This is a genomic window from Aureimonas jatrophae, from assembly GCF_900104035.1.
GTDB lineage: Bacteria > Pseudomonadota > Alphaproteobacteria > Rhizobiales > Rhizobiaceae > Aureimonas > Aureimonas jatrophae.
On record NZ_FNIT01000004.1, the window covers coordinates 286600 to 302363 of the forward strand.

Below are 15764 nucleotides of genomic sequence, written 5' to 3' on the forward strand. Positions count from 1 at the left end.
GCCTCAGGCTCCCGGCAGCGGCGCGTCGGCCATGGCGGGGCTGCGGCGCAGCGCCTCGACCTCCGCGCCGCTCAGCTGCAGGATCGCTTCCAGGACATGGCGGTTGTGGGCGCCGAAGGCCGGCGCCGCGCGGCGATGCGCGCCGGGCGTGCGGCTGAGCCGGATCGGCAGGCCGGGATGGGCGTGCGCCCCGGCGTCGGGATGCTCCAGCCGCGTGAAGAAGCCGCGATGGGCGAGATAGGCGCTTTCCGACAGGTCGCGCGGCGTCTGGACGGGCGCGGCCGGAACGCCGGCCGCCTGAAGCGCTTCCGCGATCGCGTGCTTGTCGCGCGTCTGCGTCCAGCGGCGCAGGATGGCGTCGATCTCGTCGCGGCGCTCCAGACGGTCGGGCAGGGTCGCAAAGCGCGGGTCGGCCGCGAGCGCCGGGCCGCCGACGACGCGGGCGAGCGCCTGCCATTCCCGGTCGTCGCGGGCGGCCATCACCACCCACTGGTCCTCGCCGGCCGCCGGATAGGCCTCGTGCGGAACGGCCGTGGGCACGCGGTTGCCGTCCGGCACGGGGTCCGTGCCGTTCTCGATCGCGGCCAGGATCTGGGGTCCGACGACCTGCATGGCCGCCTCGACCTGCGGCACCTCGACATGCTGCCCCTCCCCCGTGCGCGCCCGGTGGTTGAGCGCGACGAGAATGGCGACCGCCGCGTTGAAGCCGCCGATCGGGTCGAGATAGGAAGGCCCCGTGGTCTCGGGCTGCCCGTCGCGATAGCCGATCATGCCCGACATGCCGGCCGCCATCTCCATCGTGGGCCCGAGCGCGGCGTAGCGCGACATCGGTCCCTCCAACCCGTAGGCGGGAAGCTCGGCGACGATGATGTCGGGCTTGATCGCGCGCAACGCCTCGTAGCCGAGGCCGAGACGGTCCAGCGTGCCAGGCCGGAAGTTGCAGATCAGCACATCCGCCTTTTCCACGAGGCGGCGCAGCGTTGCGCGACCACCCTCGTCCTTGAGGTTCAGGATGCAGGACAGCTTGTCGACGTTCTGCGAGTTGAACAGGAAGGCACGGTCGAAGGGGCGCTCGCCCGGCTCTCCGCCGGGAAAGTTCACGGGGTTGGGCACCTCCTTGTTGAGGCGCCACGAGTTCACCCGGTTGGGCGACTCGATATGGATGCTTTCCGCCCCCAGGAAGCCGAGCACGCGTCCTGCCATCGGCCCGGCCCAGGCGGTCGTGATCTCCAGAACCCGCAAGCCGGCCAGCGGACGGGACGCGGCGAGCCCCGAGGCGGTCTCCGGCGCCGTCACGAACCGGGACGCGGGCAGCGCGTCGGCGTCGTTCGCGCCCGGCGCCGGCTCGGGGGCGACCGGACCGCGCGGGGTGCGCGACAAGCGGAAGGGTGCACCGAGGGCGATCCCGTTCCCGGTGCGCTCCCAGTAGCCGCGCGCGGCCAGGTGGCCGCTTTGCGCCAGCTCGCTCGGGCGATAGGCCTTGGCGGCGATCACCTCCTCGCGCTGCAGCGCCGCGACCACGGCCTCGGCCTCACGGTCGGCCACGGTGTCCTGGATCAAGGCGAAGAGTTCGGCCCAGTGGCGCCGGCGCTCGAGCGGCTCGCTGAAGCGCGGATCGGTCTCCAGCGCCCCGAGGCCGAGCGCGCGGCAGACGGCCGCCCAGCGATGGTTGTAGATCCAGATGCAGACCCAGCCGTCGCGGCACAGGACCTGACCGGCGGGAATGTTGGGATCGAGGCGGCTCTTGACCGTGCCGTTGTAGTTGTACTGAAGCACGTAGGGAAAGCACATCGCGGCGGCCGTTTCGGCCTCGTCGACGCGCACGCCCTGCCCGAGCCCCGTCGCCCCCCGCGCCAGAAGCGCCGCCAGGACCCCGGCCGCGCCCGCAAGGCCCGCCGCAAAGGACGCGCGGTTGCCGCAGCCGTAGAGCGGCTCGCGGCCGAAGGCGCCGTTGTTGTGCATCATGCCCGACAGCGCCTGGAGCACGATCTCGGGCCCTTTCCAGTCCCGCAGCGGACCGTCGGAGCCGAACGGGCTGAGGCGCAGCGCCACGGCCTGCGGGTTGCAGCGCTCCACCTCGTCCTCGCGACCGTCGGCAGGCAGAACCACGACGTCGGCGCGGCGATACCAGTCCCGCAGCATCGCCTGCCGCGCGTCCGGGTCGGCCGGCAGCCGGCGCGACCGCTTGCCGGTGTTGAGGTGGCGAAACACCAGCGAAACGCCGTCGCGCGTGCGAAACGGCGCCAGGCGCCGCGTCGCCGAACCGTCCGCCGGCTCCAGAAGCGTCACGTCGGCGCCGAAGTCGCCCAGAAGGCGGGCGCAGTACTGGCCGGCGATCGCCTCCGACAGGTCGGCGACGACGAGGCCTTGCAAAGCCGATCTCAACTGCTCCTCCCGGGTCGTGTCTTGGGGAACGGTCCGCGCAGGCCGGGCCAAGCCGCAAGCCGCCGAACGCCGTCGCGCTGGATCGCTCCCTCGATCAGGCTATGCAGGTTTGCATCCGGATGCAAGAAGCGGCATCCGGGATTGGCATGCGGGTCATGAAACGTGTAGCGTCCCGCGCGAAACGATCGAGCGAGATGGAACGGCGATGTCGGTGCGACGGGGCGAGGCGATGACCGCGCGGGAGTTGGCGCGCGTCCTGGGCGTCAGCCAGTCCGCCGTGTCGCGCGCCTTCACGCCGGGCGCCTCGATCTCGCCCGACATGCGCGAGCGCATCCTCGCGGCGGCCGACAAGCACGGCTACCGGCCGAACGTGATCGCCAGCATCCTGTCGACCCGGCGCAGCAACATCGTCGCCATCCTGATCTCGGATCTGCAGAACCCGTTCTACTTCGGGCTGATCGAGAAGCTGACACGCGCCCTGCAGGCGGTCGGCCAGCAGAGTCTCCTGTTCAACGTCACGCCCGGCAGCGACGTCGGGCGCCAGCTCGTGGCGCTGCGGCAGTACCATGTGGACGCCATCATCGTGGTGTCCGCGACGGTCCTGTCGGGCGCGACGCTCGCCAGGGCCACCGAAGGCCGCCGGGCCGTCCTGGTGAACCGGCTCGACGACGGCGCGGGCCTGACCAGCGTCTGCTGCGACAACGTCGCGGGGGCGCGCGCCATCGCGGACCATTTCTACGCGCTCGGTCGCCGCCGCGCCGCCTATGTCGCGGGCCTGCCCAACACCAGCACCAACCTCGAGCGCCGCCACAGCTTCGTCGGGCGACTGGCCGAACTCGGCATGGTGCTGACGCGGGTCGTGGACGGCGGCGCCTACACCTATGACGCGGGACGGCGGGCCGCGCTCGAGATCGCTCGCGAGACGCAAACCGACGCGATCTTCTTCGCCAACGACATCCTGGCGGCCGGAGGGCTCGATGCGCTGCGCGACGAGGCCGGCCTGTCGGTTCCCGGCGAGATCGCGGTGGCGGGTTTCGACGACATCGCCATGGCGGACTGGTCGCACTACTCGTTGACCACCTATCGCCAGCCGATCGACGAGATGGTGGCGATCGCGATCCGGGAGGTCATGGCGCCGGCGGCGGAGCGCGCGACGGTCGCGACCCATCGCCTCGCGGGCGAGCTCGTCGTCCGCCGATCGGCCCGGTGAGTTCCACGGCCGGACCATCGGTTGCGGATCGGGGTAGCGCGATCCCTTCGTCACCCTTATCAATGCCGGATGACACGATCTTCGATCCCAGCCACCCGGGCGTCCCGGTCGATCGCGGCCGCGATCGGTCTCGCGGCCCCGCTCCTCGGCACCCCCGCCCTTGCGCTGTCGGCGCGCGAAACGGCGGAGATGCGGCAGCTCGCGCCGGTCGACCGCATGATCCAGGTCTGCTTTCTCGGGCTGGAAGACCGCATCGCCAAGGAGACCCGCTACAACCGGGTCGACCGCGTCGTGATGGATGCCTTCTCGCGCGGGCGGATCGCGGAGCGCACGGTCCGGGCCGGCGGCGCCGCGTTTCGCAACAAGGGCGACTGGTTCCGGCTGCGCTTCCGGTGTTCGGTGACCCCGGACCGTCTCCACGTCGAAACGCTGCGCTACGAGATCGTCTCGCAGACGCCTGTGGCCCGCACGGAATGGGACGCGCACCGGCTCTTCCCGTGAGGCCCTCCGCCGCTCATCCGAACCGACGCCAGTCGCCGTGCCCCTTGGCACTGGCGACCGCCCAGTGCCAAGGGGCACCCTTTGCCTCGGATACCGGAGACAACGCGATGAAGCCCGTTCCGAGCGACGCGACCGCCTCCGCTCCCGCCGTCCGGCGCCGCGACCCGCAGATGCCGCCGCGCGGAGCCCCCTTGGAGGCCGTCCGGCCTGGCCGCCCGGCACGGAGCCGCGCCGCATGAAGGTCGACGTCGTCGTCCTGGGGGCTGGGATCGTCGGCGTCTGCGCAGCGCTGCATCTCCAGATGCGCGGCCGCAGCGTCGCGCTCGTGGATCGAGCCGAGCCGGGCGAGGGAACGAGCTACGGCAATGCAGGCCTGATCGAGCGGTCAAGCGTCGTGCCCTATGCATTCCCGCGCAGCGTCCCGACGCTCCTGCGCTATGCGCTCAACCGCTCCTCGGACGTGCGCTACGATCCGCGCGACATCCTGGGCACCATCCCGTTCCTGTTCCGGTATTGGCGCCAGTCCTCGTCGCGGAACCTGGCCATCGCGGCCCGCGCCATGCTGCCGCTGATCGAGGCGAGCGTCGCCGAGCACGACCGGCTGATCGAGGCGTCGGCCGCCGGCGATCTGGTCCGTGCGGAGGGCTGGATCGCGGCCTTTCGCAGTCCGCGCCGGTTCGAGGTCGCCTGCGCCAAGGCCGCCGCGCTCGCCTCGCACGGACTGCGCCTGTCGACGCTGGAGGGTTCGGCCCTCGCTGCGGTCGAGCCCTCGATCCGTACCGGCGACGGCGGCATCTGCGGCGCGCTGCACTGGCTCGATCCCAAGACCGTCCGCGATCCCGGCGAGTTGACGAAGCGCTATGCGCGCCTCTTCCAAGGGCGTGGAGGCGCGGTTCTGGTCGGCGACGCCGGCAGCCTCGAGCCCTCGGGTCGCGGTTGGGCCGTTCGCACGGCGGCGGACGAGGTCGACGCAGCCGAGGCGGTGGTGGCCCTCGGCCCGCAGTCCGACACCATCCTGCGCCGGCTCGGCTATGCGATCCCGCTTGGCATCAAGCGCGGCTACCACCGGCATTTCACGCTGCGCGAGGGTACGGCGCTGCATCACGCGGTGGTGGACGAGGAAGCCGGCTACGTGCTGGCGCCGATGCGCCAGGGCGTCCGGTTGACGACCGGCGTGGAATTCGCCCGGAGCGACCGTCCGGTTGATGCGCGGCAGATCGCGCTGGCCGAGCGCCGGGCCCGCGAGATCATCGATCTCGGCACGCCGGTCGAGGCCGCGCCCTGGCTCGGACGACGCCCGTGCCTTCCGGACATGCGTCCGGTGATCGGTCCGGCCCCCCGCCATCGGGGATTGTGGTTCAGTTTCGGCCATGCCCACCACGGGCTGACGGTCGGCCCCGCGAGCGGCCGGCTCCTGGCCGAGCTGATGACCGGCGCCGAGCCCTTCGCGGACCCCGCCCCCTATCGCGCCGACCGCTTCGGTTCGCGTTGAGCCGGCGGGGCCGGACGAACCCGTTGGCGCGTCAGGTCGCCGGGGGCGCGCCGGCCGCCGCCAGCAGCGCCGCGATGCGCCGGGCCGTCTCGGGCGAGGCGGGGTTGTAGACGATCAACCCGAGGTCCGGTCGGCCCTCCACCGAGAAGGCGGAGAACTCCAGCTCGAGCAGCCCGTGCTCGGGATGGCGCAGGCGCTTCACCCCGTCCGCATGCCCGGACACGTCGTTGTCGCGCCAGAGCGAGGCGAACTCGGGGCTGAGAAGCGACAACTCCTCCACCAGCCGTTCGATCTCGGCCCTCGCGCCCGCGCGCGCCGCCTCGGCCCGGAAGGCCCCCACCACGTAGCGTGCGACGGCGAGCCAGTCGGCCTGCGCCGCCTTGACGCGCGAGTTGGTGAACACGAGGCGGAGGATGTTGCGCTGGTCGCGCGGCAGCTGGCTGTAGTCGGTGAGAAGCGTGGCGGCCGCACGGTTCCAGGCCACCACGTCCCAGGTCGCGGTCTTGATGATGGCGGGGCTCGCCGGAAAGGCGTCGAGGACCCGCTGAAGCCGGGGCGTGACGGCATCGCACGCGCTGTAGGACGCCGCCGCGGGCGGGCGCCCGAGCCCGAGCACGAAGAGATGCTCGCGTTCGGGCTCCGTCAGCATCAGGCCCTTGGCGATCCGCTCGAGGACGTCCGCCGAGGGCGCGCCGCCCCGTCCCTGTTCGAGCCAGGTATACCAGGTCGGCGAGATGTTGGCCCGCAGGGCCACCTCCTCGCGGCGCAGCCCCTGCGTGCGACGCCGGCCGCCGAAGCCGAACGAGGCGGGGTCCATGCGCGTGCGCCGGTTCTTCAAAAACGTGCCGAGCGCGTTGTCGGATGTCTTGGACATGGTGAACCTGTTGGTTCTTATACCAGGATACGGTCACTACTTTAACAGGATCACGGACGGGAGGACAACGCGCCTCGAACCCATTTCGGAGGCATTCATGCGTATCTTCCTGACAGGCGCGACCGGCTTCATCGGCTCGCGCGTCGCTCCCGAGCTTCTGGCGGCGGGCCACGAGGTTCTGGGACTGACCCGGTCCGAGGCCGGCGCGCGGGCGCTGGCCGCGGCGGGCGTCGAGCCCTACCGCGGCACGCTCGAGGATCCCGACGGCCTGCGCGCGGGCGCCGAAAAGGCCGACGCCGTGATTCATACGGCGTTCGACCACGAGTTCAGCCACTTCGTCGCCAACTGCGAGAAGGACCGTCGCGTCGTCACGGCGATCGGCTCGGCGCTGAAGGGATCCGGCCGCCCGTTCCTGGTCACCTCGGGCGTCAACATCGGCAGCGCGGGTCCCGGCCAGCCGGCGCTGGAAAGCGTCTTCAGCACGACCCATCCGATTCCCCGGATCGCGACCGAGGAGGCCGCCAACTCGCTGCTCGAAGCCGGCGTCGACGTGCGCATCGTGCGTCTTCCCCAGGTGCACGACCCGGTGAAGCAGGGCCTCATCACGCCGTTCATCGACACGGCCCGCGAGAAGGGGTTCGTCGCCCATATCGGCGAGGGCCGAAACCGCTGGGCGGCCGCGCCCGTCGGCGACGTCGCCCGGCTCTACGCACTGGCGCTGGAGCGCGGCCGCAAGGGTGCGCGCTATCATGCGGTCGCCGAGGAGGGCGTGGCGATGCGCGAGATCGCCGAGACTGTCGGCGCCGGCCTGGGCTTGCCGGTGCGCTCGCTCACGAGGGAGGAAGCACCGGCCTATTTCGGCTGGATGACGGTCTTCGCGGACCTCGACATGACCGCGTCGAGCGCCTGGACGCGCCAAGAGCTCGGCTGGCATCCCGCGGGGCCCAGCCTGATCGAGGACCTGCGGGCGATGAACTTCGCCGCGCCCGCCGCCGCGGCCTGACCGGGTTCCCGGCCGCTACCGCCGCTTGCGGGCGGCGGCGGCCAGCGCCGCCGCCAGGGCGCCCTCGCCGCGCGACGGCTCGCCGCGTCCGGCTGCGGCGGTAGGGCGCGGCGTGTCCGGCGAGCTTCCCCGGTTCGCCGGCCGCGCTCCCGCTTCCGGCATCTCGCTGCGCATGGTCAGCGAGATGCGCTTGCGCTTCACGTCGACCTCCACCACCCGCACGCGCACGACCTGTCCCGCGCGCACCACCTCGGCAGGATCGCGCACGAAGCGGTCGGCGAGCTGCGAGACATGCACCAGCCCGTCCTGGTGGACGCCGATGTCCACAAAGGCACCGAAGGCCGCGACGTTGGTGACCGTACCCTCCAGGCTCATGCCGGGCTTCAGGTCGGTGATCTCGTGGACACCGTCCGCGAAGGCCGCGGTGCGGAAGGCGGGACGCGGATCGCGGCCGGGCTTTTCCAGCTCGGCGATGATGTCGCGCACGGTCGGCACGCCGAACCCTTCGCCGACGAAGCGCTCCGGCTCCAGCGTGCGCAGCGCGGCGGGATCGCGCATCACCGCCGCGACGTCCTTGCCCACGGCCGCGACGATGCGCCGGGCCACGGGATAGGCTTCCGGATGGACCGCCGAGGCGTCGAGCGGCTCCGCACCGCCCTGGATGCGCAGGAAACCGGCGCATTGCTCGAAGGCTTTGGGACCGAGGCGCGGCACCTCGAGCAGCTTGCGGCGCGAGGGAAAGGGTCCCCTGGCGTCGCGATGGGCGACGATCGCCTCGGCGAGCGAGGGGCCGAGCCCCGCGACGCGCGCGAGAAGCGCGGCGGAGGCCGTGTTCAGATCGACGCCCACCGCGTTCACCGCATCCTCGACCACCGCGTCGAGGGCCCGGGACAGGCGGCCCTGGTCGACGTCGTGCTGGTACTGGCCGACGCCGATCGCCTTGGGGTCGACCTTGATGAGCTCGGAGAGCGGGTCCTGCAGGCGGCGCGCGATCGACACGGCACCGCGGATCGTCACGTCGACGCCCGGCATCTCGCGGGCGGCGAGCTCCGAGGCGGAGTAGACCGAGGCGCCGGCCTCCGACACCACGACCTTCACGGGCTTGTGGCCCGGCAGCGCCCTGATGACGCTCTCGGCCAGCTGCTCGGTCTCGCGGCTCGCCGTGCCGTTGCCGATGGCGACGAGTTCCACCGCATGCCGGTTGATCAGTTCGGCGAGCCGGGCGGAAGCGCCGGCCACGTCGTTGCGCGGCTGGAACGGATAGATCGTCGCGCTGTCGACGAGGCGGCCCGTCGCGTCCACCACGGCGACCTTGACGCCGGTGCGGATGCCGGGATCGAGGCCCATCGTCGCCTTGGCACCGGCGGGGGCGGCGAGCAGCAGATCCTTCAGGTTGCGCGAGAAGACGCGGATCGCCTCGCCGTCGGCGCCCTCCTTCAGCGTCGCCATCATTTCGGTGTCGAGGCCGGGGCGCAGCTTCTGCCGCCAGGCCCAGCGCGCGACCGAGAGAAGCCAAGCGTCGGCCGCCCCGCCGCCCTGCGGGCGCACGTTGCTGTGGCGCGCGATCATCGCCTCGACCGGCTTCACGGGGCTCGTGTCGTCGGCGTCGACCTCGACATCCACCGTGACGACGCCCTCGCGCTCGGCGCGCAGGAGGGCGAGCACGCGGTGGCTCGGTGCGCCGGCCCACTTTTCGCTATGGTCGAAATAGTCCGAGAACTTGGCGCCCGCCTCCTCCCGGCCGGGCACGACGCGGGCGCGGAGCTGCGCCTTGGCGACGAGATGGCGACGGATCTCGCCGACCAGCGCGGGATTCTCCGCCATGCCCTCGGCCACGATATCGCGCGCCCCCTCCAGCGCGGCCTTCGCATCCGGCACCTCCGCCGACAGGAAGCTCGCGGCCAGCGCAGCCGGGTCGACGGTGCGATCGGCCAGGATGCGTTCGGCCAGCGGCCCCAGGCCCCGCTCGCGCGCGGCGGTGGCGCGGTTGCGACGCTTCGGGCGGTAGGGAAGGTAAACGTCCTCCAGCTCCACGCGCGTCGCCGCGCGCCGGATCGCGGCCTCCAGCTCGGGGGTCAGCTTGTCCTGTTCGCGCACCGAGCGCAGCACGGCCAGGCGCCGCGCCTCGAGATCGCGCAAGGCCCCCAGCCGCGCTTCCAGCGTGCGCAGCTGCGTGTCGTCGAGGCCGCCCGTCGCTTCCTTGCGGTAGCGCGCGACAAAGGGAACCGTCGCACCGCCGTCGAGGAGTTCCACGGCGGCCGCGACCTGCCGGGGCGTCGCCCCGATCTCGCGGGCGATCGTCGTCTCGATGGTGGGGCTGGCCGTGCTCATGGGGATCCTTCGCGCTGGGAAGACGGGCTGTCGCCTTCCCCCTCACCAGATGCAAGCGGCAAGTTGAGGGCGCCGGCAGCTCCCCGTCAGCCGAGGTTGCGGTTGGCGGCGAGCGTCGCGGCGACCGCTTCGCGCAGCGGCGTGCGCGGCTCGGCGCCGAGCCGCGCCACGAGGCGCGCGTTGCTGAGGCGTACCGGCTGCCGCCAGAGATAGCGCATTTCCAGAAGCTCGCGCACCGTCCGGTTGAAGGGAGCCGCCAGGCGCAGCGCCCACCAGGGAAGCGGGCGCACCGGAACACGCGGGGAGCCGAGCGCGTCGGCGATCGCCTGCGGCATCCGCGTGCCGTCGCTGTCCCAATGACCGTCCATGTGGAAGCGCTCGAAGCGGCCGAGCCCGTCCGTTTCCGCGAGCCGCACCATGGTCTCGGCCACGTCGGGCAGGTAGGCCCACTGGTGGCCGACGCCCCGCGCGGCCGGGTTGCGGATGGCGGCGGGACGCCGGCCCGCGGGCACGAGCCCCTGCGCGAACCAGTTGTTGCCGGCACCCGGACCAAAGAAGTCGCCCGCACGCACCACAAGCACCGGTGCCTCGCCGCTCTGCGCCGCCTCGTGGAGCCGCCGCTCCATCTCGACGCGGATCCGCCCCTTGCGCGTCGCAGGGTTCTGCGGCGCGTCCTCGCCGATCAGGGGAAAGGCATCGGGGCCGTAGTTGTAGACCGTACCGGGCAAAAGAATGCGCGCGCCGTTCGCCCGTGCCGCCGCGACGGTGTTGTCCAGCATCGGCAGGACAAGACGGTCCCAGTCGCGATAGCCCGGCGGATTTACTGCGTGGACCACCAGCACCGCCCCGTCCGCCGCTTGTCGCACGGCGCGGGCGTCCATCGCATCGCCCGCCATCGCCTCGACGCCGGCCGGCAACCGACCCAGGCTGTCCGCACGCGCCAGCGCACGCACCGTCCATCCCGATTCGAGAAGCCGCCGCGCAACGGCGCCGCCGATTCCGCCGCTCGCGCCCAACACCAGTGCCGCCCGTTCCATCGCTGCCTCCTTCTGTCGTGAAGGGGACCATGCGCGGGATCAGGGCTCACCGAAATTGACGATTTTCGGCGGACCTTTATAGAGAAATCGATGAACTCCGAGCCGAGTTGGGACCTCTACCGCAGCTTTGCCGCGGTGATCGACGAAGGGTCGCTTTCGGCGGCCGCGCGGCGTCTCGGCCTCACGCAGCCGAGCGTGTCGCGCCACGTCGAGCTCCTGGAACAGGCGGTCGGCGGGACGCTCTTCGTACGCTCGCAGCGCGGCCTGTCACCCACCGACCGGGCGCTCGCGCTCGCGCCCCATGCGCGCGAGATGCTGGCCATCGCGGCCGCGTTGCGGCGCACCGCGTCGGCGGATCCGGGCGCGGTCGAGGGTACGGTGCGCATCACGGCCAGCGAGGTCATGGCGCTGGAGCGGCTGCCGCCGGTGCTGGCGGATCTCCGACGGCGCCATCCCGGTCTCGCCATCGAGCTCGTTTCCAGCAACGCGCTGGACGACCTTCTCCAGCGCCGGGCCGATATCGCGCTACGCATGGTGGAGCCGGTGCAGAAGGCGCTCCTGGCCCGTCGCCTCGGCAACGTCGCGCTCGGCCTCCATGCCCGGCGCGACTACCTCGAGCATCGCGGAACGCCCCGCACCCTCGCCGACCTCGCCGGACACGACCTGATCGGTCCCGACACCGACGCGCCGGGCACGCGGGCGATGCTGGACCTCCTGCCGGGCCTGCGGCGCGAGAACTTCGCGCTGCGCACCGACAGCCACGTCGCGCATCTCGCCGCGATCCGCGCGGGCTTCGGCATCGGCGTGTGCCAGGTCGCGCTGGCCGCGCCGCATCCCGACCTCGTGCGCGTCCTGCCGGACGCCTTCGCGCCGGCGCTGCCGCTGTGGCTCGCGATGCACGAGGACCTGCGGGGCGTCAGCCGCTGCCGCGCGGTCTTCGATGCGCTGGCCGCCGCCTTCACCAGCCGTAGCTGACGGTCGCGCCGCTTCCGCCGCCGTTCTGGACCACATGGTCCTCGGCACCGCGGCCGAACTGAAAAAGCCCATAGGCGTTGCGGTCGCCGCGCTGCGCCAGCGTGGCCGCGTGTCCGTCGCCGCGCTGCTCCACGAGGCCGAGGTTGCCCTGCCCGCGCTGCGCCAGCCCGGCGCTATTGTTGCGACCGCGCTGGCGGATCGTGCCGTCGCGAAGGTCATGGGACAGGGCGTAGAGGCGAAGCCCCGCATCCAGCAGACCCGACGCCTCGCGGCTGGAGGGCGCATAGGTCCAAGAGACCTGCCCGCCGGCCAGGGCCGGCGCGGGCATCGCCGTCCCGGCGACAAGAAGCGCGAGAAGCGCGGCGCCCGGGGCGCGAAGCGATGTTGCGGATATCATGGAAGCGTACCTTTCCTGCCCCGATCGGAGCCTTGCGTCGAGCCGATGGGCCGGGCCCGTCCGGGGCCCGGCGAAGGACGTGTGGGTCAGATCCCGCCCGGAACCCGCCTCGTGCAGGACTGGGTGCGGCCGCCGAGATCCACCTCCAACCGCGCGTCGAAGCCGCCGCCGCCCGCCGTCAGGCCGACGGTCCCCAGCGTCGCCGTTCCGTCCGGTCCGATCCGGAACGGCCCGTTCTGCCGGATCGAGGTGCCGGGGCCGGTGACGCTCAAGGCATAATGGCCCGCGGCGTCCTCGCCGGCCCGGGCCAGCGCCGTCAGCGTCAGCGCGTTGCCCCGCGAGGCCAGTCGCAGCTCGCAACCCGGCCGGTCGACACCGCCCCCGGCCTGACTGCCGGCCGCAAGGACGGCGGGCGCGGCCGAGCCGAGAGCCAACGCGGCGAGCGCGAGGGGAAACAGGATCCTTGGCATGACATCGCTCCTTCGAACCGGACTGGGTCGCGGATCAGTCGCAGGCCTGGACGAAGGCCGCGACGTTGCCGCTGCCCCCTTGCGCGACGTCGGCCGCGCAGCCGCGCCCGACCTGGACCCCGGCCGCGATGTTGCCGTTGCCGTCCTGCGTGAGGATCGTCGTGTGGTTGGAGCCGAACTGGCCGATACCCGCCACGTTGCGGTTGCCGGTCTGGTAGGTCGCACCGGTGTTGTCGGCACCCTGCTGGCCGACGGCCGACAGGTTCCGGTCGCCGCGCTGGTGCCCGACCAGACGGTTGCCCCGCCCGTCCTGCTGGACGCGGATGCGGTTGCGGTAGCCGTTCTGCGCGCCGCCGGCCGAGTTGCCCCAGCCGTACTGGTCGATGCGCACGTCGTTGGCGGAGGCCGGCGCGGCGGAGGCGAGGCCGGCCAGGGCGATCAGGGCGGCGGCAAGGGGCATGCGGACCATGGGAGCGTCTCCGGCGGGAGCCATGCGGCTCGGGTTGAACGCACCCTTTGTGGGCCCCGGCGCCGGAACCTGCGCTGAAGGGGCCGTTCAGTCGTCGTTCACGCGCCCGGCCGCACCGCGAGGCACCCAAATCGCGCGCCGCGCGTTCCCCGTCCTCTCAACGGAGGCGGACATGAACGAGACCAAGATCACGGATGGACTGAACGACCGGTCGCGCGACGCCCCGATCGGCCAGACGGCGGGCGGGCTGCCCGACGACACGAGCCGGCCGGTCGAGGTGGACGAGGCGGAGGTCGCGCGCGTGCGCGACAAGCTCATGGGCGACAAGCTCGGGGGCGACGACACGAAGGCCGAGGCCGAGGTCGAGGCGCATCCGTCCTGAACGGGAACGCGGCGCGGGCGACCGGAAGCGCCCGCGCCGCCGGAGGGTCAGACCGCGGTGAAGCCGCCGTCGATCGGAAGCGACACGCCCGAGATCATCGAGGCGCCGTCCGACAGGAGAAAGACGATCGGCGCGGCGATCTCGTCCTCGGACGCCCAACGGCCGAGCGGCATGGTCTTGAGGAACGGCTCCTCGATCTCCGGGCGGCCCCAGTAGAAGGCCGACATCTCGGTCATCACGACGGTCGGGTTCACGCTGTTGACGCGGATGCCGTAGCGCCCGAGCTCCAGCGCCGAGACGCGCGTGATGTTGTCGAGCGCGGCCTTGGACGAGCCGTAGGAGATGTGGCCGGACAGCGCGACCAGCGAGGCCTGGCTCGACACGTTGACGATCGCGCCGCCCTTGCCCAGCCGGATCATCGACTGCGAGGCGTACTTGGTGACGAGCAGCGCGCCGCGCGCGTTGATCGAGATGACCTTGTCGAAGACCGCGATGTCGGTGTCCATCGGGGTGGCGATCTCGCCGCCGAAGCCGCCGCAGTTCACGACGCCCCAGAGATCGAAGCCCTCCAGCGCGCCGCGCACCTCGTCCTCCGAGGTGAGGTCGAAGGGCAGCGTCCGGCAGCCGGTCTCGGCGCTGAGCGTCTCCAGCGCCTCGTTGTTGCGCCCGCTCGCGACGACGTCGGCATTGGCGGCCACGAGCTGGCGCACCGTGGCCCCGCCGATGCCCCCGCTCGCCCCGGTCACCAGAATCGTGCGTCGGTTGAAGTCCGTCATGGGCTTGATGCCTCCTCCCCTTGATGCTGATGGTGTCGGACGGGCGCGGTCCAGCGGTCGGCGACCTCGCGCCAGAGCGCGTCCGGGTCCGCCGGGGCGCGCGTGTCCACCTCCACGACCGGCCCGAAGCGGAGCGGCTCGGCCCTTCGGGCGAGCGCGACGAGCTCGGGCACGTACTCCGCGCCGGGATGGGCCGCCGAGCGGCTGCCGACGCGCGCGAGATAGCGCTCGCCGATCACCTCCGGGGGCGCCGTGCACCAGACCTCGGCGAATTCATCCGCCCCCGACAGGGCCAGGAGCTCGGCGGTGAAGGCGTGCGGCTGGAAGCCGAACCAGGCGTCGATCACGACGCCCGTCCCGGCCGGCGCCTCGCGCACGAGCTCGAACAGGGCGCGCAGGCTGGCACGGCCGAGCCGGCGGTTGAAGGGCCGGTCGACGCCCTCGATCTCGTCCAGGAACGGCGTCTTCACGGTGTCGAGCGACAGGAGCGGCCAGCCGGCGGCCTGCGAGATCGCCTGCGCCACCGTGCTCTTGCCGCTGGCGGGCACGCCGTTCACGAGGACGACGCGCTTCTTCCCGCCGTTTCGGGTGCCCGGCGGCAGGAGCAGCGCCGCGCCGATCACGCCCGCGTCGTCGCCGAGCTGCGCGGGCACGACGGGGCTGTGGTACCACGAGGCCGGCACCTCGATCCCGTCGAGCGCAGCCGCCGCCGCCGCACCGAGCCCGCCGCCGAGAACCACCACCTCCGGGTCGTGCACCGCGACGAGGCTGTCGATCGCGAGCCGCAGGGGTCCCGCCCAGCTCATCAGAACGGCGCGCGCCTTCGCGTCGCCGTCGGCGCGCCGCCCGAGAAGCTCGGCCGCCGTCGTCTCGGGGGGCAGGCCCGCCTCGCGGATATGGACCCCGAGCGCCGTGCCGGATGAGACCGTCTCGACGCAGCCGCGGCGCCCGCACAGGCAGGGCCTTCCTGCGGGATCGACCCCGACATGGCCGAGCTGGCCGGCCGCGCCGCGTCCGCGCACGATGCGACCCTCGTCCATCACCGCGCCGCCGATGCCGGTGCCGATCGTCAGCATCACGGCCGAGTGGCGGCCACGGGCCGCGCCCACCGCGCTCTCGGCGACGAGCGCCATGGAGCAGTCGTTGTCGACCACGACCGGGCGCCCGAAGCGCGCCTCGAGCAGGCCGCGAAGGTCCGTGCCGGAGAGATCGACATAGCCGCCCGACAGGACGCGGCCGCTTGCGAAGTCGACGCGCCCCGGCACGCCGATGCCGATGCGCACGACGCCGGGCTGGTCGACCGCCTCGATCAGGTGCGCGATGCGCTCCACGACCACGGCCGGATCGCGGTCGCTCGACGCCCGCGCCCGTGCCTCGATCGCGCCATCGGGCGCGACGCGCGCGGCGCGCAGGTGCGTGCCGCCGATATCGATGCCGATCGCGCTGTCTTGGCGCATCGGGC

15 protein-coding genes are annotated in these 15764 nt (G+C 72.4%); 6 read left to right on the forward strand and 9 right to left on the reverse strand.

Annotated features, from left to right (window positions below; all coding sequences use genetic code 11):
- Positions 1-3: 3 nt before the first annotated feature.
- Positions 4-2385 (reverse strand): CaiB/BaiF CoA-transferase family protein, encoded by a 2382-nt coding sequence (locus BLQ76_RS11265; RefSeq protein ID WP_170842563.1) that lies wholly within the window; start codon positions 2383-2385, stop codon positions 4-6.
- A 205-nt stretch (positions 2386-2590) separates the two neighbouring features.
- Here BLQ76_RS11265 and BLQ76_RS11270 point away from each other — a divergent pair, with 205 nt between their 5' ends.
- From BLQ76_RS11270 to BLQ76_RS11280, 3 genes are all read left to right on the forward strand, one after another.
- Positions 2591-3595, forward strand: coding sequence for a LacI family DNA-binding transcriptional regulator (locus tag BLQ76_RS11270; RefSeq protein ID WP_090673134.1), 1005 nt, complete (start codon positions 2591-2593; stop codon positions 3593-3595).
- Between the two features lie 69 nt (positions 3596-3664).
- Entirely contained in the window at positions 3665-4096 is a 432-nt protein-coding gene (locus tag BLQ76_RS11275) for a DUF930 domain-containing protein (RefSeq protein WP_090673136.1), read from the forward strand.
- A gap of 235 nt (positions 4097-4331) precedes the next feature.
- Entirely contained in the window at positions 4332-5588 is a 1257-nt protein-coding gene (locus tag BLQ76_RS11280; RefSeq protein WP_090673138.1) for an NAD(P)/FAD-dependent oxidoreductase, read from the forward strand.
- A 31-nt stretch (positions 5589-5619) separates the two neighbouring features.
- Here the strand turns inward: BLQ76_RS11280 and BLQ76_RS11285 are convergent, their stop codons facing one another.
- Complete coding sequence (locus BLQ76_RS11285) at positions 5620-6462, reverse strand: helix-turn-helix transcriptional regulator (RefSeq protein WP_090673140.1); 843 nt, start codon at positions 6460-6462, stop codon at positions 5620-5622.
- Between the two features lie 97 nt (positions 6463-6559).
- Between BLQ76_RS11285 and BLQ76_RS11290 the strand changes: the two genes are divergently transcribed.
- Positions 6560-7465 (forward strand): SDR family oxidoreductase, encoded by a 906-nt coding sequence (locus BLQ76_RS11290; protein ID WP_090673142.1) that lies wholly within the window; start codon positions 6560-6562, stop codon positions 7463-7465.
- Positions 7466-7480: 15 nt separating this feature from the next.
- Here the strand turns inward: BLQ76_RS11290 and BLQ76_RS11295 are convergent, their stop codons facing one another.
- Both BLQ76_RS11295 and BLQ76_RS11300 read right to left on the reverse strand, forming a co-directional pair.
- Positions 7481-9796: a Tex family protein gene (locus BLQ76_RS11295; RefSeq protein ID WP_090673144.1), complete on the reverse strand. Its 2316-nt coding sequence runs from the start codon at positions 9794-9796 to the stop codon at positions 7481-7483.
- A gap of 86 nt (positions 9797-9882) precedes the next feature.
- Entirely contained in the window at positions 9883-10833 is a 951-nt protein-coding gene (locus BLQ76_RS11300; protein WP_090673146.1) for an NAD-dependent epimerase/dehydratase family protein, read from the reverse strand.
- 90 nt (positions 10834-10923) lie between these two features.
- Between BLQ76_RS11300 and BLQ76_RS11305 the strand changes: the two genes are divergently transcribed.
- Complete coding sequence (locus tag BLQ76_RS11305) at positions 10924-11808, forward strand: LysR family transcriptional regulator (RefSeq protein ID WP_090673148.1); 885 nt, start codon at positions 10924-10926, stop codon at positions 11806-11808.
- Here the strand turns inward: BLQ76_RS11305 and BLQ76_RS11310 are convergent.
- The 3 genes from BLQ76_RS11310 to BLQ76_RS11320 form a co-directional block, all read right to left on the reverse strand.
- The gene (locus BLQ76_RS11310) at positions 11792-12205 is read right to left on the reverse strand and encodes a curlin (protein ID WP_090673149.1); all 414 of its coding nucleotides are present in this window, start codon (positions 12203-12205) and stop codon (positions 11792-11794) included. The two genes, BLQ76_RS11305 and BLQ76_RS11310, sit on opposite strands and share 17 nt — an antisense overlap.
- A gap of 86 nt (positions 12206-12291) precedes the next feature.
- Positions 12292-12675: a curli-like amyloid fiber formation chaperone CsgH gene (gene csgH, locus BLQ76_RS11315; protein ID WP_090673151.1), complete on the reverse strand. Its 384-nt coding sequence runs from the start codon at positions 12673-12675 to the stop codon at positions 12292-12294.
- A gap of 34 nt (positions 12676-12709) precedes the next feature.
- On the reverse strand, positions 12710-13144 hold the full coding sequence (locus tag BLQ76_RS11320; RefSeq protein WP_090673153.1) for a curlin: 435 nt from the start codon (positions 13142-13144) through the stop codon (positions 12710-12712).
- 172 nt (positions 13145-13316) lie between these two features.
- Between BLQ76_RS11320 and BLQ76_RS11325 the strand changes: the two genes are divergently transcribed.
- Positions 13317-13526, forward strand: coding sequence for a hypothetical protein (locus BLQ76_RS11325; RefSeq protein WP_090673155.1), 210 nt, complete (start codon positions 13317-13319; stop codon positions 13524-13526).
- Between the two features lie 47 nt (positions 13527-13573).
- On the opposite strand, the gene BLQ76_RS11330 is transcribed toward BLQ76_RS11325, so the two are convergent.
- Positions 13574-14302 (reverse strand): SDR family oxidoreductase, encoded by a 729-nt coding sequence (locus tag BLQ76_RS11330; protein WP_090673157.1) that lies wholly within the window; start codon positions 14300-14302, stop codon positions 13574-13576.
- Complete coding sequence (locus tag BLQ76_RS11335) at positions 14299-15759, reverse strand: ROK family protein (protein WP_090673159.1); 1461 nt, start codon at positions 15757-15759, stop codon at positions 14299-14301. The genes BLQ76_RS11330 and BLQ76_RS11335 overlap by 4 nt, the downstream gene beginning before the upstream one ends.
- Positions 15760-15764: the final 5 nt, after the last annotated feature.

Excerpts from the sequence above, each read along its gene's own strand:
- BLQ76_RS11275 (WP_090673136.1), top strand. The coding sequence starts at position 3,665 with ATGACACGATCTTCGATCCCAGCCACCCGGGCGTCCCGGTCGATCGCG.
- BLQ76_RS11295 (WP_090673144.1), bottom strand. The coding sequence starts at position 9,796 with ATGAGCACGGCCAGCCCCACCATCGAGACGACGATCGCCCGCGAGATC.
- BLQ76_RS11320 (WP_090673153.1), bottom strand. The coding sequence starts at position 13,144 with ATGGTCCGCATGCCCCTTGCCGCCGCCCTGATCGCCCTGGCCGGCCTC.
- BLQ76_RS11330 (WP_090673157.1), bottom strand. The coding sequence starts at position 14,302 with ATGACGGACTTCAACCGACGCACGATTCTGGTGACCGGGGCGAGCGGG.
- BLQ76_RS11305 (WP_090673148.1), top strand. The coding sequence starts at position 10,924 with ATGAACTCCGAGCCGAGTTGGGACCTCTACCGCAGCTTTGCCGCGGTG.
- BLQ76_RS11280 (WP_090673138.1), top strand. The coding sequence starts at position 4,332 with ATGAAGGTCGACGTCGTCGTCCTGGGGGCTGGGATCGTCGGCGTCTGC.
- csgH (WP_090673151.1), bottom strand. The coding sequence starts at position 12,675 with ATGCCAAGGATCCTGTTTCCCCTCGCGCTCGCCGCGTTGGCTCTCGGC.
- BLQ76_RS11300 (WP_090673146.1), bottom strand. The coding sequence starts at position 10,833 with ATGGAACGGGCGGCACTGGTGTTGGGCGCGAGCGGCGGAATCGGCGGC.
- BLQ76_RS11335 (WP_090673159.1), bottom strand. The coding sequence starts at position 15,759 with ATGCGCCAAGACAGCGCGATCGGCATCGATATCGGCGGCACGCACCTG.
- BLQ76_RS11285 (WP_090673140.1), bottom strand. The coding sequence starts at position 6,462 with ATGTCCAAGACATCCGACAACGCGCTCGGCACGTTTTTGAAGAACCGG.
- BLQ76_RS11310 (WP_090673149.1), bottom strand. The coding sequence starts at position 12,205 with ATGATATCCGCAACATCGCTTCGCGCCCCGGGCGCCGCGCTTCTCGCG.
- BLQ76_RS11325 (WP_090673155.1), top strand. The coding sequence starts at position 13,317 with ATGAACGAGACCAAGATCACGGATGGACTGAACGACCGGTCGCGCGAC.
- BLQ76_RS11290 (WP_090673142.1), top strand. The coding sequence starts at position 6,560 with ATGCGTATCTTCCTGACAGGCGCGACCGGCTTCATCGGCTCGCGCGTC.
- BLQ76_RS11270 (WP_090673134.1), top strand. The coding sequence starts at position 2,591 with ATGTCGGTGCGACGGGGCGAGGCGATGACCGCGCGGGAGTTGGCGCGC.